We start from the raw sequence: 26982 nt of genomic DNA on the forward strand, positions 1-26982 counted from the left end.
AAATCCAAGAAATAGAAGTATCAGAAGCATTGCTTGAAGAAGTGGATTGTAATGCCCAGTTGGAACGTATTGATGATTTGAAGGAAATGCCTTTTAATGTGCAGGGCAATTTATTTTAGTTTTATGGATAATCCCTATGTTTAATCTATATAAAATAATCAATTTTTTCTTATAAATTCATTATACAAGGAGTGGATATTATGGAAAAATTTTTAGGAAAACCATCAAAAGTAAGATGGTATGTTTTTGCATCTTTATTGGCATTATGTACTGTAAATTATGTTGATCGGGCAGTTATTTCAATTTGCATGCCAACAATCGAAGAAGATTTGCATTTTGGTCCCGCCTTAGTAGGTATTATATTGAGTGCTTTTTTTTGGGGATATACACTTATGCAAATTCCGGCGGGCTGGTTTGCCGATCACTTTGGACCTGGAAAGACAATCTTAGGATCTGGAATTTTATGGGGTATTTTTCAAATTCTGACAGGTACATTGAGCAGTAGTACTGCCTTTATGGCTGTTCGTGCGTTGCTAGGGGCTTCTGAAGCCCCTATTTATCCTGCTAGCAGTAAGTTACAATCTGTTTGGCTGACTAAACATGAACGTACACGAGGAGCTGCATTAGTGGATTGTGGATCTGCGTTGGGAACTTCTATAGGAGGGCCTTTAATTATAGCATTTTTGACTTGGTTTGGCGGGTGGCGGGGAGCTCTTATTGGAGCAGGTGTATTTACAATGCTGGTTGTTTGTATTTGTTATAAATTTGTTCATACTACTCCAGATACCAATAAAATGATTAATCAGGAAGAACGGGACTATATTGATAATGCTTTGAAGGAAGAATATGAAAGCGAACAAATGGCTTCTGGGGGGAAAACTTCTATTGGATTACTGCGGTATCTTAATAGTTTTACATTTTGGGGAATGGTCATTGGATTTATTTGCTATGATTGTTTTTGGTATGGATTGATGACATGGGGACCTATGTATTTATCTCAGTCTTTCCATGTTAATATTATGACGGTAGGTGGTTCCATTTTTATTATTTTTGGCTGTGGGGCTATTGGTTCTTTATTTGGAGGATCTATTGTTGATTATTTCAATACTAAAGGCTATGATTCCAATAAGGTAGTAAAATATACGCTGGGGAGCTTAGGTATTGTTATGGCATTTTTTATGTTTATGTTAAGCGAAGCTTCTAGTATTACTATGGCTATTGTATATATGTCATTGGCTATGTTTTGTGAAAAATGGGTTGGTGCGACTTTCTGGATGATGCCAGCTGTAATTTCTCAACGTGATGATGTGGGAATTGTTGCGGGAGCTATGAATTTTATGGGTAATATTGGTGGTGCCATTGTTCCTATTATTGTAGGGATCATTGTGACGGCTACAGGAGGCGATTATTATTGGGCGATTATTTTGTTTTTAATTTTTGCTCTCGGTGTTAGTGTATTTCCTCTTATGATAAATATGAAAAAAAAGGTAGGTGCTGCTTAATTTTAGACTTTATGGTTACTATTGAAGGAAATTAATTACTGTATATTTTTAAAGGCACGTTCAATTGGAATGTGCCTTTTTTATATCTTAATTTGGTAAAAAGAAGAGCATGAAAAAAACATTAAGTAAAATAATATTTTTAAAAATACATTTATAATTGCAGTGGCAGTGTATTGTGCTATAATAAGCAATATGCTCTTGTCTGCAATTTATACATGCATAGTAAGATGTAAAAAATGAGATAAAATGGGTATCTTATTTTGGAGAATTTTTTTTAATAAAGATTGTGGTGTAATATAAACAGAATGGCTTCATTTTGTTTTTTGGACTGTATGATATAGAAACTACATTTTTTACAAAGGTGATGTTGAAAAGAGGGTTTTTATATATGATAGAAACTATTGCAAAGGCGGGTACTCTTGTCTCGTTTATTGTTTGTGGATATGTTTTAAAGCAATTAGGTTTATTTAGTAAGGAGTCTTTTAATACAATTTCGACTATTGTATTTGATCTTACACTGCCATCCGCTATTATTGTTAACCTAAACGGCGTTCATTTTGAGAGCCGTTTATTATTTATTAGTGCATTAGCTATTCTGTTTGATTTAATTTTTATTGGTCTGGGATATGTTCTTGGCAAAAATAAAGTAGAAAAAAGTTTCTATATGCTTAATTTAAATGGATTTAATATTGGTAATTTTGCATTACCTTTTGTTTCTTATTTTTTTGATAGCGCAGCCGTGTTGATCGTGTGTCTTTTTGATGCGGGAAATTCCATTATGTGCTTGGGAATTGCTTATGGACTAGCCTGTTGTGTCCGTGGTCATGCGGATGAAAATATTTTTCACTTGCTGGGCCGCTCTGTTCTATCTTCTGTTCCGATATTGTCTTATATTGTGATGATTTTATTGGCAGTTTTCTCGATTACTTTACCCTCTGCATTTATCAATTGGGCAGCTATCCCGGCATCGGCTAATACTTTTTTGTCTATGATGATGATTGGCGTTGCATTAGGTGTTTCATTAAAAAAAGACTTTATTCACGTTATTTATACGGATATAGGAGTGCGATTTACGGGATCTGCTGTTATGACCGCGGCAATTTATTTTTTTTTGGATTATCCCATGGAAATCAAACGGGTATTGATGATTTTACTTTTTTCACCTATTGCAGGAATGGCATGTTACTATACTGCTAAATTAAAGGGAAATATTGGAGTGGCAGCATGTATTAATTCATTATATATACTTGTTTCTATAGTCATGATGTCTACTTTGATTATTTTTCTTAGTCATGGTATTTGAATTTTTGTAATTACAAAATAGTATATATCATATTTTATGATATAATGAAACTACGTTGCGATAGATGTTCGGTATAGATATCTGTATGGAGGTAATGGTATGTCTTTCACTGTTCGAAAGGCACTGCAGATGGATCACATGAAAGATGCCGAATTAATCGGTGGATCCGGAGGCCTTGACAGAATTATCAGTTGTGTCGATATTTCAGAAACTCCCGATTTATATGAATGGCTGAGGCCGAATGAGTTTTTGATTACGACGGGATATTCCATACGAGATAATCTGGAATCACAGATGAAACTGCTGCGTTCTTTATTACAAACACAGGGAGCTGTGCTGGCGGTTAAGTTTGGTCGTTTTATTGGAAGTATTCCTCAAGAACTAGTTGATTTATCTGATGAATTTGACATTCCGCTTATTTCTTTGTCCGATAATCTTCCTTTTATTGATATTACATATCCGCTAATGCAGTGTATCGTCAATAATCAGGCACGGCAGTTGGAATATTCTGAGAAAATTTATAAAATGCTGACAAAAGTCGCATTAGAAACGAATAATTTGGAAAGTATTTCTTCAGCATTAGAGTCGATACTGGATGGAATTAAAGTTATTCAGCATGGGGCGTTGGATGGTATGACAAGAGAAGCGTTAAAAATACTGAACCGAAGGAACAGGATTGTATACTTGTAACACACTTGTCTGAGGGGTGCAGATTGCAGAAAAATATATTTTGCCGCGGATCCAAGAACATATTAATTATTTGATAAATTATGAAGAAGTAACGGGGGGGACTTATGCTTTGTACAGGGGAGTTTCCTTCATTTGATTGTCCTGTTCCGCTGCTATATCCACAAGTACTTTTGCAACATTTTACCATGACTGTTTTAGGTGATCGGATACTGGGCGTTTTAATTCCTGCATATGGACAAATTCGACAAGCTGGTCAGCGCTGGCATCGAAATGGAGCAGCAAAGGTCCTTGTTAATGCAGCATCTCCATATGAATCTTTTGATTTGGTAGTGGAGAAGGCCGTTGAACTTAAAAATTCAGGAGCACAATTTTTGGTCATGGATTGTATTGGGTATACGCAAGCTATGAAGGATGCTATTCGAACTAAAACGGGTATTCCCGTTATTTTAGGAAGGACTGTTGCTGCTCATGCAGCAGCAGAACTCTTTGGTTAAACAGAATATTTCAACATATGATATGCAGAAAGGAAGCTGGATGATGACTGCAAAAATTATATCACAAGATTTACTTGAATTTTTAGGAAAATCGACGTCTCCATACCATACAGTAGCTACCAGTGCTGATATTTTGGAATCATCAGGATTCATGGAATTAAAAGCAGGTGAAACATGGAATTTGCAAGTTGGAGGAACCTATTATATTCGTATTTATGATTCCAGTCTTATTGCGTTTCATATTAGCGGTATACCTCGAGCCGGTTTACGTATTGCTGCAGCACATACGGACTTTCCTTGTTTGAAAATAAAACCAGCCGCTTCTATATCGATGCATGGATACGGTAAAGTAAATGTAGAAGTTTATGGGGGGATGATTCGCAGCAGTTGGCTGGATAGGCCGTTGTCTGTTGCAGGTAAGGTTGTTTTGCGGGGAGAAAATCCGTTTCATCCTGTAATAAAACTAGTTGATGCTAGACGCCCTGTAATGACGATTCCGAATTTGGCTATTCATATGAATCGTCAGATAAACGAGGGAATTGAATTAAATCCGCAAAAAGATATGCTTCCGCTTATGACGATGACGGGAGAGAAAAAGAACGAAGAGTTTTTTCTTGATTTTCTGTCATCAGAGTTTTCTTGTGAAAAAAAAGATATTTTGTCTTATGAACTTACTATATATCCCACAGAAACAGGTTGCCGTATGGGTTTGAAGAATGAATTTATTTCTTCACCGCGATTAGATAATTTGACTTCTGTTAAAGCTTGTTTGACTGGTATTATTGAAGGAAAACGAGAAGATGGGATAGATGTTATTGCTCTTTTTGACAATGAAGAAGTAGGTAGTAGTACAAAGCAGGGAGCAGGCTCTTTTGTCCTTCCTCATGTTTTGCAGCGTGTGTATACGGCATTAGGATTTACTGCAGAGGATTATTTGGTTGACATAGCCTGCGGATTTATGCTTTCTCTTGATGTGGCGCACGCGATGCATCCTAACGTGCCGGAGAAAAACGATATTACTAACTTTCCGGTTCTTAATGGTGGAGTAACTCTTAAAATTGCAGCGAGTCAAGCTTATGCCGGTGATGCGGAAGCGATAGCTGTTGTTACGGCGCTTTGTCAAGATGAAAATATACCTTTTCAATATTTTGTAAATCGCTCTGATATAAAAGGCGGCTCCACGCTGGGGTCTATTTTATCAGCCAATCTTCCAATCCGAACGATGGATATAGGCGTGCCTATTTTGGCAATGCATTCCGCTAGAGAGACCATGGGGATAAAAGACCAAGAAGCAATGGAAAATCTTCTCTGCAAGTTTTTTTCATAAATAGAATTTAGCATATATGAACGGCATGTTTTATAACTTGTACCCAATTCCTTTGATCATTATAAATTTTTGAGGCATAAAAAAATATGCCTCATTTTCTGCAGGAGTAGATAGTGATATCTTATTTATGATTGACCGAGGGAAATCATTTGCATTACAATATAACAAAGGTAAGTTATATTCGTAGTTGTATAACGGCATAAAAATTTGTTTTTATTAGGAGAATACATATGAAAAAAATGCCTGTTTTATTTATCGGTCATGGCAGTCCTATGAATGCCATTGAAGAAAATGACTATGTGAAAACGTGGAGATCTATACCTTCTTTTTTTGAAAAACCAACAGCTATTCTTGCTATTTCTGCTCACTGGTATACAGCGGGCAGTTATATCAATAATTTGCTTAAACCGCAGCAAATCTATGACATGTATGGATTCCCAAAGACCTTGTATGAAGTACAATATCCTGTTTCTGGTTCTTCTGTATTAGCGTCACAAGTACAACAAGTACTTGGTGGAGATATTGCAGTTGATAATTCCTGGGGCATTGATCATGGAATTTGGACTGTTCTTCAGGCCATGTATCCGGAGGCAGATATTCCTGTTGTTCAGATGAGTGTTAACAGGAGCATAAGTTTGCAAAAGCAGTTTTTATTGGGACGGGCATTGCGGCCCTTGCGAAACCGTAATGTTTTAATTTTGGCCAGCGGTAATATAGTACATAATCTAGCCAGGGTAGATTGGGAAATGCAAGCGGGATTTCCTTGGGCAGATAAATTTGATAATACTGTTCGTGACTATATTATGCAGCATGATTATGATGCCGTATTTCGCCTAATGCAGAAAAAATCTTTATTTCAACTGTCCGTGCCTTCAGCAGATCATTTTTCTCCACTTGTATATGCGATGGGAGCATCAGTGGCCGAGGATAGTATAACTGTTTACAATGATTCCCGGACAATGGGGGCGTTATCTATGACTAGTTTTATGTTTTCCTAATCTTTTGCATAGATACAGATGGGTATATGAATAGGAGTTCGTTTAGAAAATAACATATTAAAAAAATATAAGTAAAAAATCTAATTATATATTGACAATTTTCTATGCGATGCATATAGTTAGTATGTACAAACTAATTATATGCATCGCATAGAAAATTGTATTTAAAATGATTGTGTTAGGGTATTTTAACCATATCTTATCAATGATGGAAAGGAGAAAAAGTAATGGAAACAGAAGAATTAATTGTAAAATATATAAATATATTGTCTGAAGATATGCGGAAAACCATGAGAAACTATCATGAAAAAGCGTATTGTTCCGTTCTTTTTAATTTATCTATTACACAACTTCATTATTTGCATGCCATTCAAACGATGGAGGGACCTACATTTACACAGCTTGCTGAAAAATTTTCTGTTCAAAAATCTACTGTAACAGAAATTATTCGAAAACTTATACAAAAAGATATTGTATTAAAAAAACAGTCCGAAGAGGATTTAAGGGTGTTTCATGTATATTTGACAAAAAAAGGAAGTGAATTGTTGGCTATTGAAAATATGGGATATCTTGTTTTTGCAAAAAAAATGACGCAATGTTTTGATGAAAAACAAAAAAAGCAGTTTACAGAATTTTTAGAAATAATTATTAATAATATAAGAAAATAGTATATTATATTATATTATATTTAATTAAATTTTAGGAGGAATACAAGTGAAATATAAACTTATAGTGGAAACGGTTGTTTCTTTATGCATGTTTTCCGGTGGGGTTTTGGCATTTAACGGAAACGGACTTTCTTCCAGCGGAATGGATTGGACATTGGCAAAAGGAACAACTATACCTGTGGAAGCAGTTAATTCAATATATTCCCAAAACTGCATAAAAGGACAGAAAGTAATATTTAAGATAAAAAAAGATATACTAAGTGAAAATGAAGTTATTATCCCTGCAAACACAATAGTAGAAGGGGTTGTAACAAAAGTAAAGAAAGCAGGTCCTTGGGGGAAACCAGGAGAAATTGATTTAGGATTTTCTGAAATAGATATAAAATCGGGACCTGTTATTCCTGTCACAGGGAGTTTGGTAGTAAAAAGGCATAATGCCAATTTCTTTGTCAGATATTCTTTGATGGGTGTGTTTATCAGAGGGAAAAATGCAGAAATAAAAAAAGGAACAGAAGTTGATTTAGATGTAACAAAAACAGTTTCTTCGCCTGCAGAGCATAAATATACTGCGAGCAACGTTGTATTATCTGAAAGCAGTATGAAGGAAGAGATCCAAAAATAGTTTAACCTGTCCGGTCTTAAAAGGGTGGTATATACCATGTTGTTTGTTGTTTTTTACGGAGTAAGTTTTATAATTGTGTTCGGTATTTTAGTATGTGTGGCGAGTGGTTTTTTTAAAAGACACATTATTTAGATCCATGGCAGCCATCCTATTCTGATCAATTTAATGATTTGCGTATTAAACTTACATCGTTTGGACTGCTGGCAGCTAGTAACCATAATATGCAGCCATGGAAAATTCATCTAGATACGGATCCCACTGTTTTTTATGTATTCGCAGATATCCAGCGTTTGTCCCGGGAGATGGATCCATATGCACGGCAGGTAATGATTACACAGGGAACTTTTTTGGAATATGTTACCATCGGGGCTGCGTTTTTAGGGTATCGGGCAGATATTTACCTTTTTCCGCGTGGTGCATATGATGATAATGATCTGATAGAGAGTATGAAGATCAAGCCGGTTGCCAAAGTAAATATATTTCGAACCAATCAAAGATGTCTTTCCTTTTATAAATATATGTTTTTACCAGGTACGGACCGAGGTCCATATAGCGCGCAAGAGTTAAAAAAGTCAGATATAGAGAAAATGCTTTCCGTGAATACGGACAAGAATATAGAAATAAAAATTTTTCAAGACGAAGAAAATAAGAAAAATATTGGACAGTATATTTTAAAAGGGGTTCAAATTGAATCGAGCATATATCGTATTTATCGAGAATCGGCAAATTGTTTTAGAAGTAATGAGTATAAAAAAAATAAGTACAGATACGGCTTTTCTTTAGAAGGGCAGCGAATAATGGGATTAAAGAAACATATCTTGCAGGGGGTACTTACTTTTTGTCCGTGCATATTAAATGATAAGAAATCTGCCGATATATATTTAACATCCACACAGAAGGAAGTGGAGCATACACCTGCCTATGCATTAATTATTACTGCTGGAAATAGTCGAAGCAATCAAGTGAAAAGCGGTATATTGTATAGTAAATTAGTTGTAACGGCACATGATTTGGGACTAGGAATACAGCCGGTAACACAAGTTATTGAAGAATATCCGGAAATAAAAAAACAATATGAAAAAATTCATCATGAGTATACAACGGAAGGACATGTGATACAAATGATTTTTTGTATAGGAAAGCCGATACAGAAATCTATGCTAAGTATGAGAAGAGATGTAATGGAATTAATTGATAGGACACATGTGTAAATAGTAATTAACTGCATTTTTCAGCAGTTGCTGAAAAAATATATGTATAGCCTAATCCTGTTTGCAATAAGGCAAGCAGGATTTTTTAATCCGTAAAAAATCCTTAATATAGTAAGTGATCGATATATTGACTAAGAAGTATAATAATTTTTATTAATATAAAATAATATAGATAATGCTTTTATTGACATATGTCAGAAAAAAGAATAAACTAAAATAAACGACATATGTCAACAACTTTGTGTGCTTTTTGTTTGGATGTAAAGACTTCAAAACATTGAAATGTCCGACACAGTTGTTGGAAATAATGCCTGCTGTTGTAAAAAAATAATTATAATGTATAGAATGGTGTTATTAAGGAGTTATTTATATGAAATTGAATCAAGCCACAGATTATGCATTCAGAATCATTTTGTATTTTTCGACGTTGCCGGAGGGAACTAAAGTCAGTGGTACAGAATTATCTCAAAGTCAACATATTCCTAAACGATTTTTATTAAAAATTATGAGAAATCTTATTGCCGCAGGAATTATAAAATCATATCGGGGCGTAGAGGGTGGTTTTGCTTTACAGCGGGCATCTTCAGAAATTACGTTATTTGATATTATTGCGGCGGTAGAGGGTGAACCTGAATTGCTGCGTTGTTTGCCGAATATGGAAAATTGTACTCGTAACTGTGCAGGTATGTGTGCTGTATATGATGTTTTTCGGGAGATTCAACAGGAGTTGATTCAACAGTTGCAGCGTATCGATTTTGAATCTTTAGAAAAACAAGAACATATGACTGATAGGCGTGTTTAATAAAATGTGTCAGACTATATTTCCCGTAGTATAGGCAAATTGATACGTATATTATCCTAGTTATGTAGTTTGTATTTATAGCAGTGCAATGGGGATAAGGTGTTGTTGAATATTGAATTTTGATATATTTCTTCAGGAAGAATCAATGTGTGGATAGGATACATCTTTCATTTATATTAACCATAAAGGAGTGTATTGCAATGGTATTATATGAACAGCAATTAAAAACACAAGATGCGGTACAGAAGGAGCATTGGAAACGAGCATGGGAATCATATCGGCAGCAAGAAACAGGTGAACATGACAGCACTGAAGGTGTGATAAAAAAACTCATAGAGAACGGAATGCTTAGTGGACAAAGAATTTTGGATATCGGCGGGGGGGCTGGCCGATATGCGATTCCTTTTTCTAAATATGCACAGGATGTTACGGTTACGGATATATCACCAAGAGCATTAGCGTATGCAAGACGATATGCTGAAAGAAAAGGATGTCAAAATATTCAGTATGTTGTGTTGGATTGGGATAAAATCAATATATCTACGTTGGGGTGGGACCGATATTTTGATTTCGTTTTTGCATCTATGTGCCCAGCGGTTAGAAGTAGGAAAGGGATAGACAATATGTCGGCAGTTTCAAAAGGATGGTGTCAGATTAATCAACTAATCTATATGGAGGATACTATTTTTGAAAAAGTAAAGATGCAATTTCCCGTTCAACCAGGATATGACCCACATAATGATAGAGCGGCACTGCAAGCTTTTTTTAATATACTTTGGGAACAGCAGTTTGATCCTGAAGTTACCTATTTACACCAGAGCGGATGCCAATCTGTTTCTGTTGATGAAGTTATTCCGTATTACCTTCGCCGACTGCAAGAAAATGTTAGTGAACAAGAACTTAGACAATTTTTAACTGGGTATAGCGAGGAGGGGCATTTATCTGTACATCAAAATACGATACTTTCGATGATACGCTGGAAAGTATCGTAGTAATATTAAATATACAAGAGCATGATAGTATTTGCAGACATGTATTTTTACAATTACAGTTATAATACGGGCATAATTCCCTTTTCTTTTTTATTGTTTGATTAAATTAGAAAAGGGAATTATGCTTTTTTTAAAAGGATAGAGAAAAGACCCATGTGTTCATCGAAGGATACACAATAAACCAATTGTTTTTTATAATGACGATAAGTATTTACCTATGTAATACATAGTAAAATAATATTTTACATATATTTAATATTGGACATATAATAATATAAAGTAGCTTTTTGTTGTACAAAAAGGGCGATAACCTGATAAAATTTAAAATTTCGAGTATATTTCTACGAAAGGGAGAATTTCTATGAAACGAGTCTTAGTTATTGGGGGCGTAGCGGCAGGAACCAAGACTGCTGCTAAATTCAAACGTCTTGATCAGCAGGCAGAGGTGATTCTTTTATCTAAGGGGCAAGATATTTCTTATGCAGGATGTGGACTGCCCTATTATATTGGCGGTGTTATCAACAGTTATAATGAACTTATCGTAAATACACCGCAGAAATATACGGCATTAACGGGTGTAACTGTTTATACCGGCTGGGAGGCAATTGTTGTAGATGTAGAAAATAAAGTTGTTACTGCACAGAGTCAAGAGGGAATAAAACAATTTTTTTATGATCAATTAGTTATCGCGACAGGTGCATCGGCCAGTGTCCCGTCTATTGCAGGCACCGATATGCCGGGATTTTTTACGCTGCGGACGCCAACGGATGCAGCACAGATTCTGGATTATATAGAAAAGCAAAATGTACAGCAAGCGATTGTCATTGGTGCTGGTTTTATTGGTTTGGAGGTCGCTGAAAATCTTTTAGCTAGACATATTCAGGTACGTGTAGTTGAAGCCTTGCCGCAAATTATGGCAAATGTGTTTGATTCAGATATGGCTCTATTAGTACAACGTCACCTGCAAGAAAACGGTATACAGATTTTGACGGGTGTTAAGGCTTCGGCAATGGTAGGAGAAAAAGTTGTACAAGGTTTACAGACTGATGCGGGAGTATTGGCGGCGCAGCTTGTTATTTCTGCAGCTGGAGTGCGCCCTAATACTGATTTTTTAAAAAATACAGGGATTGCAATGGTTAAGGGTACTATTCTTGTTGATGAAACATTGCAAACGAATGTTCCGGATATTTATGCTGTTGGTGATTGTGCTATGGTTTCCAATCGCTTGACTGGACAAGCTCAGTGGTCTCCCATGGGATCCAGTGCTAATATGGAAGGCAGGGTATTGGCGCAAATACTGCATGATGGGCAGGTACACTATCCGGGAGTATTGGGAACAGGCGTTATTAAGCTTCCGCTATTGAACTGCGGCAGAACAGGCTTAACGGAAGAAGCGGCAGTAAAAGCGGGGTTTCAGGCTTGTACTACGACGATGGTTATGGATGATAAACCCCATTATTATCCGGGTTCGGCTTCTTTTATCATAAAATTAATTGCTGATAAAAACACAAGGAAAATACTTGGAATGCAAGTTATCGGTGTGGGTGCTGTCGATAAAATTACAGATATTGCGGTAACTGCGATTTCGATGGGTGTAGCTTTGGATACTCTGGAATGTTTGGATTTAGCATATGCTCCACCTTTTTCAACGGCAATTAGTCCTTTTGTACAAGCTGTACATATCCTGCAAAATAAAATAAACGGCTTATATCATAGTTTAACTCCGTCAGAGTATAAAAGTGGGAAAGCTAAAGATTATGAAATTATTGATGTGTCGATACAGCCGGCGATTCCGGGAGCTCGTTATATAAATTTAACCGACGTTACCGGGCCTATTGCCGAGATTCCCTTAGATAAAAAAATTCTCCTTGTTTGTATGAAGGGAAAGCGTTCGTACTTACTGCAAACTCGGTTGCGGGCATATGGCTATACCCATACATTAGCTTTGGAAGGAGGCCTTGCTGTGAATGATGTGAAAATTTCTTTTACAGGGCGCGGTATACCTGAAGAAGAAATTAAACGAGTCAAAGGACTTGGCTTTCTTCGCGATAAGACAACACCGGATTGTTTCAATGCACGAGTGATAACACGAAATGGAAAAATTACAGCGGCGGAAAGCTACGCTATTACAAAAGCGGCTGAATTATATGGCAATGGACAAATTGCAATGACCACTCGGCTTACTATAGAAATACAACATGTACCTTATGTTAATATCGAACCACTTTGTAATTTTTTGGCCAAAGCAGGACTGGATACAGGTGGTACAGGATCTAAAGTTCGGCCGATTGTATCTTGTAAAGGAACTACTTGTCAGTATGGATTGATAGATCCGTTTTCCTTGTCAGAAAAAATTCATGAACGTTTCTACAAGGGATATCACGACGTATTATTGCCTCATAAATTTAAGATTGCGGTTGGTGGTTGTCCCAATAATTGTGTCAAACCGGATTTAAATGATTTAGGCATCGTGGGCCAGCGGGTGCCGCTTCTTGATAAGACACAGTGCAAGGGGTGTAAGAAATGTATTCCCAGAGACACTTGCCCTATTCATATTTTACAATGTGATGAAGCGGGAAAAATTCTTCTGGATACAACACGCTGCAATCATTGTGGGCGATGTATAGAAACCTGTTCTTTCCATGTTTTTGATGGATATATGGAAGGATATAAAATATACATAGGAGGTCGCTGGGGGAAGCAAATTAAACATGGAATCCCTATGGAAAAGATATTTGCTACGGAAGAAGAGGTATTGGAAACAATTGAAAAAGCGATTCTTCTCTTCCGGGAACAAGGAATTACAGGAGAACGATTTGCTGATACAATCACACGACTTGGCTTTGAAAATGTACAAAAACAGCTTCTTACAAATTCTCTTCTGCAGCGTAAGACAGAAAACCTTCAAGCTCGTGTTCATCTTAAAGGAGGCGCGACTTGTTAAAATAAATAGAGGAAGATGTATCTATCACATGGTGAAAGGCAGGGGGAAAAGATGATTTGGAATATGTTGTTTCATATTGATGAAATAAAAAAGTGGTCATTGGTCATCGGTAACATTAATAATTTTTTAAATGAGATAAAAAAACAGCCACATCATATTTATGTTATTGTAAATGCAGATGCCGTAGCGGGAATTATGGAAAAAAATCTGCGCTTACAGGAAGTGATACATGTATTAAGTACGCAAGGTGTGTATTTTGAATTTTGTAGAATAGCGTTGCGGGGGCATGCTATACAAGAGGCGGATTTGCCAATAGAAATAAAAGTTATACCCAGCGGAATTAAAAGAATAGTGGAATTGCAAATGGATGGCTATGCTTATATAAAACCATGACAGCATAGTAAATCATATATTATATACTTTTTACGTGTCATTATGTGTATAATATGTAAGAAAGGCGGAGATACCATGCATTGTAAAAACATAGGGATTTACGTTTTAGCACTGGTGCTGCTGGTTATCGGACTATACCGGCATGACTATATATATGTTTGGCAGAAGGCATCTACTATTTGTCTGGAGTGTATCGGTATTGGGTAAGCGTGAAATTATACAGTGCATTACAGCAGCTGCTTGTAATTTTAACGTTTCTGGGTTTATGAATGGCCGTATTTTTCGAGAGGAGAGTAAGGCTGTTTGTGTACCCGGGTTAAATTGTTATTCTTGTCCGGGAGCCGTTGCGGCATGTCCGCTGGGGGCATTACAAAGTGCCTGCAGCGGTACTGTATTGCGCATACCTTTTTATGTCTTAGGTACATTATTGCTGTTTGGCATTATATTTGGGCGATTCATTTGTGGCTGGCTTTGCCCTTTTGGTCTTATTCAAGATTTGTTATATCGCATTCCAGGACCCAAAATAGAACATGTACCGGGGTTATCTGTATTGCGCTGGTTTCGTTATATGATTGCTATTTTGTTTGTATGTATTCTGCCAGTTGCAGCTTACTTGATCAGCGGTATCGGTGAACCTGCTTTCTGTAAGTATATCTGTCCTGCGGGAACGCTGGAAGCGGCAGTGCCGCTGTTATTTTTGGATCAGTCTCTAACGGCAGCAGTGGGATGGATAACTGGTTGGAAATTTTTCCTTTTGGGAATTTTTCTGGTTTCTATGATTTTTATTTATAGACCTTTTTGTCGATTTATTTGTCCGCTTGGCGTTTGGTATGGATTATTTAATCATCGGGCTGCGTTGGGAATTTCTGTACTTGAAGAGCATTGTACACATTGCGGTATTTGTCATCGAGTATGTCCTATGGAAGCGACTATTGCGGGTAATGCAGAATGCATTTCTTGCGGAAAATGTACAGATAGTTGCCCCTCTTCTGCAATTTATTTTCGTAATCCTATCAGATACGGTGGACCTACGGAGGGAAAAAATAAATGAAAAAGATTATTGTATTTTGTATAGCCGTTATGTTGTCGACGTCTATAATGGGCTGTGCTGCACAGGAATCTTCTCCTAAAGAAGGCAACAATTCACAGCATCAGACGGCGGTCAATACAAAAGCGGATGAGAAAGCTCCTAATTTGCAGTTGAAAACCTTGGATGGTAAAAAGACTTCAGTAAAACAATTGTATCAAGATAAACCTGTATACTTAAATTTTTGGGCCTCATGGTGTCCGCCTTGTGTTCAAGAAATGCCGCATATTGAACATTTACAAAAAGAATATGGAAGCAAGCTTCATTTTGTGGCGGTTACTGTTGATGAGAATCCAAGTGATGCAGCTTATTTTATTAAAAAAAATAGTATAACTATGCCAGTATATACAGGAGATTTAAAAGCTATAACACAGCAATACGGTGTATCAGCAATCCCTGTGTCAATTATTATTGATACAAATGGAAAAATTATAGCAAAACGTGTAGGAGGGATGGATGAACAAGAACTGAAAGAATTTTTGGCACCTGTTTTAAACAAATAGGATAATAAATATTTAATGTTTTATTATAAATAATACAACTTGACCATTACAGAGAACGGTGTGATAATAAAAAAAGCAAAGGTGCTTGCAGGCACCTTTGCTTTTTTGCTTTTTGGCAATATGTTTTAATATTAAAATATGTAGTAAAATACACCAAAAATGCTCTTGCATTATGTATAAGAATAGAGAGCGTTAGCATAACATAGGAGATTTTGTCTTTACGGGGGGAATAATTAATATGAATATTAAACAGTGTGTACATGATAATGTTGATGAAATCGCTGACTTACATCAGTATTTTCATATGTATCCGGAATTATCTACAGAAGAGTTTCGCACGATGGAATATATTCAAAAAAAGTTAAAAGAGTACAATATTCCATCAGTACATATAGAAAATGGCGGAATATTGGGGATTATTGATAGTGGTAAACCGGGGAAAACATTATTGTTACGAGCGGATATAGATGCTTTGCCAATTACAGAATCAGACATTAATATATCAAAACAAAAAAAATATATATCCCAGAATAAAGGAATTATGCATGCTTGTGGGCATGATGGTCATACGGCAATGCTGTTAGTGGAGGGGAAAATATTACAAGAAAATCATAATGAATGGGAAGGTAAAGTAGTATTGATGTTTGAAGAAGGCGAAGAAAACGGCAGCCGGTATTTGCTTCAATTTTTTGCATATTTTGAGAAGCATGCTATTCATATAGATGGATGCTACGGTACACATGTCAGATGGGATATTCCTTCGGGAAAAATAAGTATTATAACTGGGCCGGCAATGGCAGGTGTATTTGCTTTTGATATTACATTGATGGGAATTGGCGGACACGGTTCCCGGCCTGATTTGGCTGTTAATCCGATTGATTGCTTTGCAGCTATTTATAACGGAATCAATACTATCCGTATGCGGAATATATCTCCGCAGCATTGTCTGACTGTATCTATAGGAAAACTTAAAGGTGGTGATCGGATAAACGTGATATCTGATATGCTGGAATTTGGGGGAACTGTACGATATTTTAATGAAAATGATGGCCAGCAGTTTAAAGAAAATTTAGAACGCATTCTAGAAAATGAATGCAGCAATTTTGGCTGCCGATATATCGTCAATAAAAAATCCTTGAATTATGTTTTGCGCAATAATGAAGATTGTGCCAGAATTGCTTGTAATGCAATTGCAAAGGACTTGGGAGAAGATGTTTTATATGCGGGACAGCCTTGGATGGCTTCAGAAAGCATGGCTCTTACACTTCGGGTATATCCGGGTGTGTTTTCATTTACTGGTATTGCTAATGCGGAAATTGGCAGTGGAGCCAATCATCATACAGCCGCTTTTGATATAGATGATGCAGGATTGGCGACGGGAGTTGCTGCGGCTATTGCCTACTCTTTGGCATTTTTGGCGTATACACAGCCTATTTCTTTTACGGCGCAATCTATAGAGTAAGCTTGTTTTTTACCATATAGAATTTATTTATCGTCTTTATACGTTTTTATAATAAGGGAGGTAAGACAGATCATTATTTCTGTCTTACCTCCCTTATTATAAAAACGTATATTTTAGAAATTAAAATGTTATAGGGTGCGCCCCGTCAAGAACAGACACATTCAGCACGGACAGAATCTTTGCAGAAACGCATAGCAGACATTGTTTTTTGAAAGAGTGTGGATATATCCCAGACGAGTATTTCTTAAAGGTATCACGAGCACAGCCGGAAGCAAAACTTTTATCTTTAAATTTGTTATTAATGATTTTTAGTTCCATGTCGTTTGTGCTTTTCGAGGGAATCATTTTTGCAGTGGCCCATATTAAACTGGTTAATTCATCAATTGTAAAGAGAATTTTTTCCATTTCATGCGCTGGCTTACGAATGCTGCATATGCCATATCCGTGACAACATACTGCATGAATACAAGCTGTGTCAGCATCAATTTTCTTGAGTAATTCAGGAACTTTCTGGCAATGCTGATTTGGATACATTTCAAAATCAATGTTATGCAGTAATCTGACAAGTCCCTAAAAGTCAACTTCTTCATAATATCCCATTTCATTAGCATGCCATCGCATTACACTTCCGGCGGGTAGTCCATGAAAAATATGAAACGGATCGGTATTATATTTTTTATAACCGTTACGAGTACTATAGCATGATATAGCTTGCCATTTTAGAGCCAGAATGGCACTATATGGATACTATCAGTTTTATGAAAATATTTTGGAAGTGTTATGATGAGGAGTTTGCATGTTGAATTTAACCATTGATCGTAGTATTCGCATCCCTATTATTCGTCAATATTTACCATCAAATTAAGAAATTAATATTAAGTGCAGCGTTGAAAACTGGAGATAAATTACCTTCTTCATGTATGTTGGCAAGAAATTTTCATGTTTCCAGAAATGTAGTGTGAGAAGCGTATCCGCTGTTTCTGGCAGAGGGATATATTTGTCAGCAAGTTACGCAGCGGTACATATGTATCCGGAGATATATATGTAGAAAAAGAAAGACAAGAAGTTTAAATGGTGCCGCAGATCATGAAGAATAAATTCAAAAACAACAATCTTGATTTTTTGCTGTACGAATTGAAGATGCCATTTTGTCGAGAGCATTGCAGGAATCCTTCATGGCATGTAAAAAATTATGTAAAAGGTATAGTGATTATTTTAATTCAGCATACGATCAACCTACACTAGCGTGTTTTTTGGAGTCAGGATTGATAAAAATATATTTAAAATGAAAAAAATATACTTAAAAAATGCATTTTGCGTATAGAGGCATTAAAAAAATATTTCGGTACTTGTGTTGCTGCTATAGGAGAAAATACAGGATTATATTTAATTGCGGAATTTTTGGTATAGAATTTACAAAAAAATGCATTGATTTTTTTACAAGCAATATATTCTTATTTATCCGATTTAGGAATATTCTATGTTTCCGGCATATCTTAAGAATTAATTATTGGGTATAGTCTTCATTTGTTGGAAAATTGTATTGTACAATACGCTGAAATTTTTTATCGGATAGTGAAACAATACACGGGGGCAGGATGATTATATCCTTGTGTGTTTGCAATACACTTGTGTATGTAGTAATCTAGAATTAAATATATTTATATGAGGTGAAATATATGAAACTGACTGTTCTTGTTGATAATAATACCCTAATTGATCGCTATTTTTTTGGAGAACCAGCTTCGTCCTATTATTTAGAAGAAGGGGACATAAAATTATTGTTTGATGTTGGATATACGGATATATTTATTAAAAATGCTCAAAAAATGAATATAAATTTAGATAATGTAAACACTCTCGTAGTGTCTCATGGGCATAATGATCATGTTGGCGGGTTGGCAGATTTAATTCGATATTATGCGGCGGCTTTTGTAGAGCGTGGAAAATATAATAAACCGCGATTGATTGCACATCCGTTGACCTTTTGTGATAAATATGAGGGAAAAAATGAAATAGGATCGGTAATTAAAGAACATACGCTGCAAAAACATTTTAATGTCACATTAAGTAAAGATGAAATATGGCTGACAGATAAGCTTGTTTTTTTGGGAGAGATTAAGCGAAGAAATAATTTTGAAAATAAGCGGCCTATAGGAACCATTATGAGTCAAAATGGCTGGGTAGATGATTTTGTGTTAGATGATTCTGCATTAGTATATAAATCTTCTGATGGATTAGTTATTATAACAGGATGTTCACATGCGGGTATTTGCAACATTATAGAACAAGCCAAAATAATTTGTAAGGATACAAGAATAGTCAATATCATAGGAGGATTTCATTTACTTAATCCGGATAAATACATTCTTGAGGCTACGTGTGACTATATGAAACAAAATAATATACAAAACATCTCTCCGTGTCACTGTACTGATTTAAACTCTAAAATAGCATTATCTAGAGATATTCCTATTCATGAAGTGGGAGTAAGTACCTTGTTTGAATATAGTTAAATGATATTTTTACTAATGAACAAAAAGCCTTTATATATCTGCGACATAGGAGATGTATAAAGGCGGTTTTTATATTGTATGTCTGTTCCTGTTATCATCTATGATTTTCTAAAATTGATTTTAGGATACGTTCCATTCCCGTTTTAATAATAGAGCGCGGCATAGCGAGATTTAAGCGGACAAATCCTGCGGCATTACCAACAAACAGGGCATCACCGCCTTCCAGAAGCACACCGGCTTTATTGGCAAAAAACAACGGTACGTTTTTTTCATCGTTGAGATAGGCATTAAAGTCGACCCAGGCTAGATATGTCGCATCAGGGATTTCAAAAACTGCTTGAGGAAGATTTGTTTCAAGGAAACGTTTGACATATTGAAAATTATCATCTAAATATGTTTTTAATTGATCGAGCCAGTCAAGACCGTCGGTATATGCCGCTTTATGAGCAGCAATGGACAGCGGATTAACCAATCCCACATTTTTGTCATTAGACATAAATATTTTACGTATAGTAGGATCACGAATAATAATATCAGAAAACATTAACCCTGCTATATTAAATGTTTTACTGGCAGACATGCAGGTAATAAGTTTCGCATAAGCAGGCATGATTTTACCCATAGGAATATGTTTTTTTCCTTGGCGGATAAGATCACAGTGAATTTCATCAGATATAATCCAAAGGTCATATTTTTCTGCAATAGCAGCAATTTTTTTAGATTCCTCTGTAGTCCACATGCGGCCTGTTGGGTTATGCGGATTGCACCATAAGATAACCTTCATTTTGGGGTCGGATGCTTTTTTTTCAAAATCTTCAAAATCAATAGTAAAATGTCCTTTCATATCACGTTTCAGAAAAGAACGAACTAGTTCACGGCCATTATAATCTGCAGCGTGTTTAAAATAACCATAAGCAGGTGCCGTGATTAAAATTTTTTCATTTTTTTCTGCTAAGTCCCCGAGTAATTCGTAAAGAGCAGGAATGACACCTGCTGAAAACATCAATTCTTCTTTGGGAAATGTCCATTCGTATTGTGTTTTGCACCAATGGGAAAATGCTTCATAGTAGTCATCGGAAAACACCATACTATAACCGAATATACGTTTATCAACCCGATCTTTGATTGCTTGGCAAATAGGGGGAGCGGTTGCAAATTCCATATCGGCAACCCACATGCGAATAAATTCGTCATCTTTAAACGGAAATTTTTTATCAGGTCCTGCATGGAAAATATAACCGCGAAAACCATCGGTGTTCAGGGCATTCGTATGTCTTCTTTCGATTATTTCATCAAAATTATATTTCATTGTTGTCTTCATCCTTCCTGAATATAATATATTGGGTCTATATAAGGTTCGTACATTTGATTATGCGCTAAAATACGAATTTCGTCATACTTTCCGGATTTTACAATCATAGTATGACAGAATTTTTATCAATTTTCAAATAGAATATATTTTCATTTGAAGAAACTTTTATTTAAATATATTTCGTTTCAAGCGATTTTTATATAAAATTATTTTATAATTTTATTAATTTATCAAATGAGACGTTTTTGGGGGATTTATTTATATTAAAAAAACTATTGAGGTAGGATATGGAAAAATTAATACAGGAAATTGGGAAAAAATTAAAGTTTATCAAAAAAGAACTTAAATCTACAGGATTTAGCCAATCGTATTTATAAAAGCAAAGCAACAAGTTCTAAATATGAAAATGGATAAATTGTTGTTGATATTGTTACACTTTACGATATTACTTGTTACTATCCATTGCTAACTAAGCAATCCGTAGTGACAGGTGTTTGACGTATGTTTGAACATAACGATACATGTTTATTGTTATGATATCAACATACAATTGGAATTAATATAATTAGGCACCTAATAAATACATTGACAAAAATACAGAAATTATATTATATTATATATAGGTACCTAATTATATTAAATATAAGGAGAAATATGTATGGAAGATAAACAAGCTATTCAACTATATCAGGCGTTGTTTCATTTAAGCCGTAAAATGCACCGCATGGATCATTGGAGCGGACATAGATGCACCACAGAACATAGGGCGTTGCATCATAGTCAGCATCATTTGCTGGAACTTGTGTCTAACTATAATGGAACCATGCAGCAGGATCTGGCTGAAAAAATGGATATTCGCCCATCGTCTATGACCGAATTATTAGGGAAATTAGAGCAGGCAGATTATATTGTACGAAAAAAAGATGAGGAAGACCAACGTATTATGCGGGTTTTTATTACGGAAAAAGGACAACAACATGTTGGACAGTTTCAAAAAGCGGCAGCTGAATTGACGATGAATCTTTTTGATTGTTTGACGAACGATGAACAATCTCACCTTTTGATACTCATAAAAAAGGTGAGTACTAATATTGATCGTAAGATAAAATCTTCTGCTTTACCGATGTGTCATCATCAAATAAAACATCAGGGACATGGGCAGCATAGCCGTCATTCGGCAGTGACGGATTTTGATAAAAACCATGATCAGGGAAATTGATGGTGAGGGTGAAGCAGAAAAGATTTTTAACAGTAAATTTATTAATTGTTTTTACTTAAATTATAAAAAGACATTAGTTTATGACGAAAAGACACATTACTACTATTAGGAATGTGTCTTTTATGCTATAATCAAGCTATAATTTAAACGGATAAATGGGTAACAAAATAATAACATTAAATAGTGTGAGTTGTAAAAAATTAACCTGCTGGCGGAAATATTACATACTTTATTAATTATGTAATATAGAAGGTACATATATTTTGCTGTAAAAGGCTGTTGAGTATAAAGTGCAAGTAATATCATTTTATATTTCGTGTCATATAAGAGAGAAAAAAATGGCATCAATACGTTGGGAGGAGTATAAGCGGAGAAGAGTAGGCATGAAAATAAGGCAGATGGTTCTGAATAATGTGAAAGAGTAACTATATGAAAGAAGGTGTATTAGTTTGGCTTTTTTAAAGAAAGCACCAATATGCTGTGTCTTAATGGGTTTGATGATAGCAGTGGGAACATTGTTGAGTGGATGTGGCAATGAACAACAGCAAACGAATGCCGCCGTGTCGGTAAAGGCTATGAAAGTGCTGCAGCAGGATACGCCGTTATCTATTGAGTACGCGTCTCAAATTAAAGGAAAAGATGAAATTAAAATTCAACCGAAGGTTACGGGAACTATTGTTGAAAAATATATAAAAGGAGGACAATATGTACAAGCGGGGCAGCCTTTGTATAAAATTGATTCTCGGCAATATGAATCCGCCGTGCTTTCCGCTGAAGCGGCAGTAGAACAATCAGAAGCTACACTGAATAATTCCCGCATTGATTTAAGCCGCTATACACAGCTTGTAAAAACAGGCGCTGTTTCAGAACAAACGGTAACGACGCAGGAAGCAAACGTAAAATCTTATCAAGGTGCTTATAATAATAATGTAGCTTTATTAAAGAAAGCACAGGAAAATCTTGATGACACAGTTATCTATGCACCTGTAAGCGGCAGACTTTCTGTTGATGACGTTGCTGCCGGGGGATACGCCACCGCGGGAAGTACAAGTTTAGTTACTCTTGGCACAACAAATCCTATTTATGCTCAATTTAGTATCAGTGAAAATGAATATCTTAAGTACTTAAGCTTTCGTTCGGATGAATCTGATATGTCCAATGATTGTGATGATACAAATGTGCAGGCAGCACTTATCTTAGGAAATGGAAAAGTATATCCTTATAAAACCAATATAGTAGAAATAGATCGTGCACTTTCTGATAATACAGGAACGCTTACGATTAAAGCACTTTTTGATAATCCCGAAGGAGATTTAATTCCGGGGATGTTTGCTCGTATACGGATTACAGGGACTACGATACCTAATGCTATTTTAGTGCCGCAGCGTGCTGTACAGCAGCTTTTGGATAAATCTTTTGTTATTGTTGTGGGATCGGATAACACTTCGATTTCTAAGAACGTTACGCTAGGAAGCAAGATTGGCAGTTATTATGTGATAAAAAATGGATTATCTGCCGATGATATTGTTGTTGTCGAAGGCCTGACCAATTTACAGGAGGGCCAGTTGATGAATGTTACCATGGTTACACCGGAAGAAATGAAGTTTTCCCTGATATCGGATGCGGTAAAACCCATGGAGGGTACCACTGCTTCCTCTTCTTCAAAAATGTAAGGAGGGGATATTGTGTCCAGATTCTTTATTTATAGACCGGTATTTGCTATTGTAATTGCTATTATTATTGTGATTTTGGGAATTGTTTCAGCTGTGCAGCTGCCTATAGCCCAATATCCACAGATTTCACCGCCGACGATTAATGTCAGTACTTTGTATACAGGCGCTAATGCCAGTGTTGTTAATGAAACGGTTGCTCAGATTATAGAACAGCAGGTCAATGGTATACAAGGCATGGATTATATGAGTTCTAATTCTGATGACACCGGTATGTACAGTTTATACGTAACGTTTAAACTTGACACCGATGGAGATATGGACTCTGTAAAAGTTCAGAATAATGTTGCAATTGCTAATGCTAGTTTGCCTTCTGATGTACAGGAAGCGGGTGTAACTACTAGTAAGGCTTCATCAGATATGGCATATTTAGTGTCTCTGTATTCACCGAAAGGAACCTATGATACAGTATTTTTAAAAAATTATGCAGATATTTATTTAATTGATAAAATAAAGAGAGTCAAAGGAGTTGGCGGTATTAATATTTTTGGGGCCGATTATTCCATGCGTATATGGCTGAATCCTGATAAATTAGCGGAACGGGGACTTACTGTAGCGGATGTTACGTCAGCAATCAAGGAACAAAATATACAAGCTCCGGCTGGAACTATCGGACAAATGCCGGTTCCTGCTATTCAGGAAAAACAATATACGGGGAAAGTACAAGGACGCCTTATAAAACCTGAAGAATTTGGCAATATTATAATTAAATCTGATTCTAATGGACTTTTTGTGCGGTTGAAAGATATAGCCACCATTAAAACGGGAGCTAAAAATAACAATTATGTGTCTGAAGTAAATGGGCAGGAAGGTATTGGTTTTGGCATACAACTTACAAACGATGCCAATGCGATAGAGACAGTCGGGCAGGTTAAGAAAATACTTAAGGAAGCATCAGCAACGTTTCCTCCTGATTTACAGTATAAAGCGATTGTCGATAGCACGGATTACATCAATGAATCTATTAAGGAAGTAATCAAGACATTTTTTGAAGCGTTGATTCTTGTTGTATTGATTATTATTTTATTTTTACAGAGTGTTCGCGCTACCGTTATTCCTTTACTGGCTATTCCTGTATCTTTAATTGGTACGTTTGCGATGTTTACTCTTTTAAATTTTTCTATTAATACGTTGACTTTGTTTGCTATGGTCTTAGCCATAGGACTTGTTGTTGATGATGCCATCGTAGTTGTTGAAAATGTGGAACATCATATGCGCGCCGAGGGGCTGGCACCTAAAGAAGCAACGCTCGTCGCTATGGATGAAGTACAAGGACCTGTTATTGCGATTGCAGCGGTATTGGCAGCTGTATTTGTACCGGTTGCTTTTCTTGGAGGGATGATGGGAGTGCTGTACAAGCAATTTGCACTCACTATTGCTATAGCTATGGCGATATCTGCCTTTGTGGCTTTAAGTTTGACACCTGTCTTGTGCTCTTTACTGCTGAAGCCATATGACAAAGATTCCTATACAGGATTCATGGGGCGTTTTTTTTCTGGTTTTAATAATTGGTTTGATAATGTAAAAAATAATTATACCGGTAAAGTAGGCTGGTGTATAGGTCATGCTAAATTTGCCGTCGTTTTCTTGCTTATTGTTTGTGGACTTATGGGACTTTTGTACAAAATTCTGCCAACTACTTTTGTGCCGGAAGAAGATCAAGGGTATTTCATTGCCAGCGTTAATTTACCAGAAGGAACCTCTTTAAACCGTACACAGGAAACGGTAGATAAAGTGGCTGAAGATGTCAAACATATTACTGGGGTGGAAAATGTTCTGAATGTAACGGGGTATGATGTTCTCTCTTCGGCAGTTAAATCTAATTCCGGTACACTGTTTATCGGCTTGAAACCATGGCCGGACAGAACAGAGACAAAAGATAAAGTAAATGGGATTATTGGTCAAGTAAATGCAATAGGTGTACAGCGCTATCCAGAAGCGTTTACCTTGGCATTTAATATGCCGGCCCTTCCCGGATTGGGTATTGTTGGCGGCTGGACTATGGAACTTCAAGATATGACCGGACATACGGATGAAGAATTAAATTCGATTACACAGAAATTAGTTGCAGCAGCGAATCAACGTCCTGAGTTACAAGGTGTTCGTTCTACGTTTAAAATTAATTCTCCAAATTATATTTTTGAAGTAGATCGGGAAAAGGTCAAAAATCTTGGAATTAATTTAGCAGATGTATTCACAGCACTGCAAGTAAATTATGGCGGATACCAAGTTAATGATTTTAATCAATTTGGACGTACATACAAGGTCATGCTGCAGGCTGATACGGGATATCGGAACGAAGCGGAAACGGCAAAATTTATTTTTGTAAAAAGTTCTTACGGTACAATGGTTCCACTGGATACGATATTAAAATCAAAGATTAGTACAGCTCCTTCGATTATTTCACGGTTCAATGGGGTGCGAAGCCTTACTATTCAAGGAAATGCCAGTGCAGGATACAGTTCAGGACAAGCTATGACAGCGATGGAAGAGGTTGTAAAGCAAAATGCGCCTGCGGGGTTTAACGTGGAATGGTCAGGACAAAGTCGAGAAGAAAAATCGGCAGGTTCATCTACTATGAAAGTTTTGGCATTGGCTCTTGTTTTTGTATTCCTTTGCTTGGCAGCTTTGTATGAAAGCTGGAGTGTTCCCTATGCAGTTTTACTTACGGTACCGACAGGAATTTTTGGAGCATTGTTTTCCGAATATGTGTTACGTAATATAGGACAACTATTCGGAGTAGTTAATGCCGGCTTACAGGATAGTGTTTATATGCAGATCGGTGTCATCATGATTATTGGACTTGCAGCTAAGAATGCAATCTTAATTGTAGAGTTTGCAAAAGTGCGTGTTGATAAAGGAATGGATCCAGTACAGGCATCTATAGAAGCAGCAGGTCTTAGACTGCGGCCTATCCTTATGACGTCTTTGGCCTTTATTATTGGTTGTTTGCCTTTGGCCGCAGCGACTGGGGCGGGAGCAGCAGCTCGCAGCGGTATGGGAGTGGCTGTAGTTGGAGGAACTTTGTTTGCTACAAGTCTGGGAATTTTTCTGATTCCTGTATTTTTTGTACTTGTAGAATACATGGCGAAAAAGACAGGTTTGTTAAAAGAAAAAATAAATATAAAGAAGCAGCGATAGATAGGCCTTGGATTTTGCAGATATTTTATCTGAATACGAAATAGGATAGTATATTCAAGCAATTAA

24 protein-coding genes are annotated in these 26982 nt (G+C 36.3%); 22 read left to right on the forward strand and 2 right to left on the reverse strand.

Annotated features, from left to right (window positions below):
* The first annotated feature begins 200 nt into the window (after window positions 1-200).
* The 17 genes from BLR11_RS09160 to BLR11_RS09235 all read left to right on the forward strand — a co-directional run bounded on the left by BLR11_RS09160 (window position 201) and on the right by BLR11_RS09235 (window position 16998).
* Window positions 201-1502 (forward strand): MFS transporter, encoded by a 1302-nt coding sequence (locus BLR11_RS09160; RefSeq protein ID WP_218118760.1) that lies wholly within the window; start codon window positions 201-203, stop codon window positions 1500-1502.
* Window positions 1503-1890: 388 nt separating this feature from the next.
* Entirely contained in the window at window positions 1891-2805 is a 915-nt protein-coding gene (locus BLR11_RS09165) for an AEC family transporter (RefSeq protein ID WP_091651159.1), read from the forward strand.
* Between the two features lie 99 nt (window positions 2806-2904).
* Window positions 2905-3495, forward strand: coding sequence for a PucR family transcriptional regulator ligand-binding domain-containing protein (locus tag BLR11_RS09170; RefSeq protein ID WP_091651047.1), 591 nt, complete (start codon window positions 2905-2907; stop codon window positions 3493-3495).
* Window positions 3496-3599: 104 nt separating this feature from the next.
* Window positions 3600-3989 carry an AroM family protein gene (locus tag BLR11_RS09175; protein WP_091651050.1) on the forward strand — a complete coding sequence of 130 codons (390 nt, stop codon included), beginning with the start codon at window positions 3600-3602 and terminating at the stop codon, window positions 3987-3989.
* Window positions 3990-4032: 43 nt separating this feature from the next.
* Window positions 4033-5316, forward strand: coding sequence for a M18 family aminopeptidase (locus BLR11_RS09180; protein ID WP_091651161.1), 1284 nt, complete (start codon window positions 4033-4035; stop codon window positions 5314-5316).
* Between the two features lie 230 nt (window positions 5317-5546).
* Window positions 5547-6314, forward strand: coding sequence for a 4,5-DOPA-extradiol-dioxygenase (ygiD, locus tag BLR11_RS09185; RefSeq protein WP_091651053.1), 768 nt, complete (start codon window positions 5547-5549; stop codon window positions 6312-6314).
* Between the two features lie 227 nt (window positions 6315-6541).
* Window positions 6542-6982 (forward strand): MarR family winged helix-turn-helix transcriptional regulator, encoded by a 441-nt coding sequence (locus BLR11_RS09190; protein WP_091651055.1) that lies wholly within the window; start codon window positions 6542-6544, stop codon window positions 6980-6982.
* A gap of 46 nt (window positions 6983-7028) precedes the next feature.
* Window positions 7029-7604 (forward strand): hypothetical protein, encoded by a 576-nt coding sequence (locus BLR11_RS09195; protein WP_091651058.1) that lies wholly within the window; start codon window positions 7029-7031, stop codon window positions 7602-7604.
* Between the two features lie 170 nt (window positions 7605-7774).
* Entirely contained in the window at window positions 7775-8815 is a 1041-nt protein-coding gene (locus tag BLR11_RS09200; protein WP_218118761.1) for a hypothetical protein, read from the forward strand.
* A 370-nt stretch (window positions 8816-9185) separates the two neighbouring features.
* A complete protein-coding gene (locus BLR11_RS09205; protein WP_091651062.1) occupies window positions 9186-9617 on the forward strand; it encodes an RrF2 family transcriptional regulator in 432 nt (143 codons plus the stop codon).
* A 200-nt stretch (window positions 9618-9817) separates the two neighbouring features.
* Window positions 9818-10609, forward strand: coding sequence for a class I SAM-dependent methyltransferase (locus tag BLR11_RS09210; RefSeq protein WP_091651064.1), 792 nt, complete (start codon window positions 9818-9820; stop codon window positions 10607-10609).
* 361 nt (window positions 10610-10970) lie between these two features.
* The gene (locus tag BLR11_RS09215) at window positions 10971-13553 is read left to right on the forward strand and encodes an FAD-dependent oxidoreductase (protein ID WP_091651066.1); all 2583 of its coding nucleotides are present in this window, start codon (window positions 10971-10973) and stop codon (window positions 13551-13553) included.
* Window positions 13554-13604: 51 nt separating this feature from the next.
* Complete coding sequence (locus tag BLR11_RS09220) at window positions 13605-13946, forward strand: DsrE family protein (RefSeq protein WP_176762936.1); 342 nt, start codon at window positions 13605-13607, stop codon at window positions 13944-13946.
* A 75-nt stretch (window positions 13947-14021) separates the two neighbouring features.
* Window positions 14022-14153: a CD1871A family CXXC motif-containing protein gene (locus tag BLR11_RS14605; protein ID WP_281240851.1), complete on the forward strand. Its 132-nt coding sequence runs from the start codon at window positions 14022-14024 to the stop codon at window positions 14151-14153.
* A complete protein-coding gene (locus BLR11_RS09225) occupies window positions 14146-14997 on the forward strand; it encodes a 4Fe-4S binding protein (RefSeq protein ID WP_218118762.1) in 852 nt (283 codons plus the stop codon). Before BLR11_RS14605 ends, BLR11_RS09225 begins: the two co-directional genes overlap by 8 nt.
* Entirely contained in the window at window positions 14994-15536 is a 543-nt protein-coding gene (locus tag BLR11_RS09230) for a TlpA family protein disulfide reductase (RefSeq protein ID WP_091651074.1), read from the forward strand. Before BLR11_RS09225 ends, BLR11_RS09230 begins: the two co-directional genes overlap by 4 nt.
* Before the next feature lie 238 nt (window positions 15537-15774).
* Window positions 15775-16998, forward strand: coding sequence for a M20 metallopeptidase family protein (locus BLR11_RS09235; RefSeq protein ID WP_091651076.1), 1224 nt, complete (start codon window positions 15775-15777; stop codon window positions 16996-16998).
* 371 nt (window positions 16999-17369) lie between these two features.
* Here BLR11_RS09235 and BLR11_RS14140 read toward each other — a convergent pair whose 3' ends face one another.
* Window positions 17370-17603 carry a hypothetical protein gene (locus BLR11_RS14140; RefSeq protein ID WP_176762937.1) on the reverse strand — a complete coding sequence of 78 codons (234 nt, stop codon included), beginning with the start codon at window positions 17601-17603 and terminating at the stop codon, window positions 17370-17372.
* Window positions 17604-17810: 207 nt separating this feature from the next.
* On the opposite strand from BLR11_RS14140, the gene BLR11_RS14755 reads away from it, so the two are divergent.
* Complete coding sequence (locus BLR11_RS14755; RefSeq protein ID WP_091651078.1) at window positions 17811-17960, forward strand: GntR family transcriptional regulator; 150 nt, start codon at window positions 17811-17813, stop codon at window positions 17958-17960.
* A 717-nt stretch (window positions 17961-18677) separates the two neighbouring features.
* Window positions 18678-19514 carry an MBL fold metallo-hydrolase gene (locus BLR11_RS09250; protein ID WP_091651081.1) on the forward strand — a complete coding sequence of 279 codons (837 nt, stop codon included), beginning with the start codon at window positions 18678-18680 and terminating at the stop codon, window positions 19512-19514.
* 94 nt (window positions 19515-19608) lie between these two features.
* Here the strand turns inward: BLR11_RS09250 and BLR11_RS09255 are convergent, their stop codons facing one another.
* The gene (locus BLR11_RS09255) at window positions 19609-20823 is read right to left on the reverse strand and encodes a MalY/PatB family protein (protein WP_091651082.1); all 1215 of its coding nucleotides are present in this window, start codon (window positions 20821-20823) and stop codon (window positions 19609-19611) included.
* Between the two features lie 661 nt (window positions 20824-21484).
* On the opposite strand from BLR11_RS09255, the gene BLR11_RS09260 reads away from it, so the two are divergent.
* The 3 genes from BLR11_RS09260 to BLR11_RS09270 all read left to right on the forward strand — a co-directional run bounded on the left by BLR11_RS09260 (window position 21485) and on the right by BLR11_RS09270 (window position 26916).
* A complete protein-coding gene (locus tag BLR11_RS09260; RefSeq protein ID WP_091651085.1) occupies window positions 21485-22045 on the forward strand; it encodes a MarR family winged helix-turn-helix transcriptional regulator in 561 nt (186 codons plus the stop codon).
* 449 nt (window positions 22046-22494) lie between these two features.
* Window positions 22495-23718 (forward strand): efflux RND transporter periplasmic adaptor subunit, encoded by a 1224-nt coding sequence (locus BLR11_RS09265; protein WP_218118763.1) that lies wholly within the window; start codon window positions 22495-22497, stop codon window positions 23716-23718.
* 12 nt (window positions 23719-23730) lie between these two features.
* Complete coding sequence (locus tag BLR11_RS09270) at window positions 23731-26916, forward strand: efflux RND transporter permease subunit (RefSeq protein WP_091651087.1); 3186 nt, start codon at window positions 23731-23733, stop codon at window positions 26914-26916.
* Window positions 26917-26982: the final 66 nt, after the last annotated feature.

The organism is Megasphaera paucivorans (assembly GCF_900103535.1).
In the GTDB taxonomy this organism is placed as follows: Bacteria; Bacillota; Negativicutes; order Veillonellales; family Megasphaeraceae; genus Megasphaera_A; species Megasphaera_A paucivorans.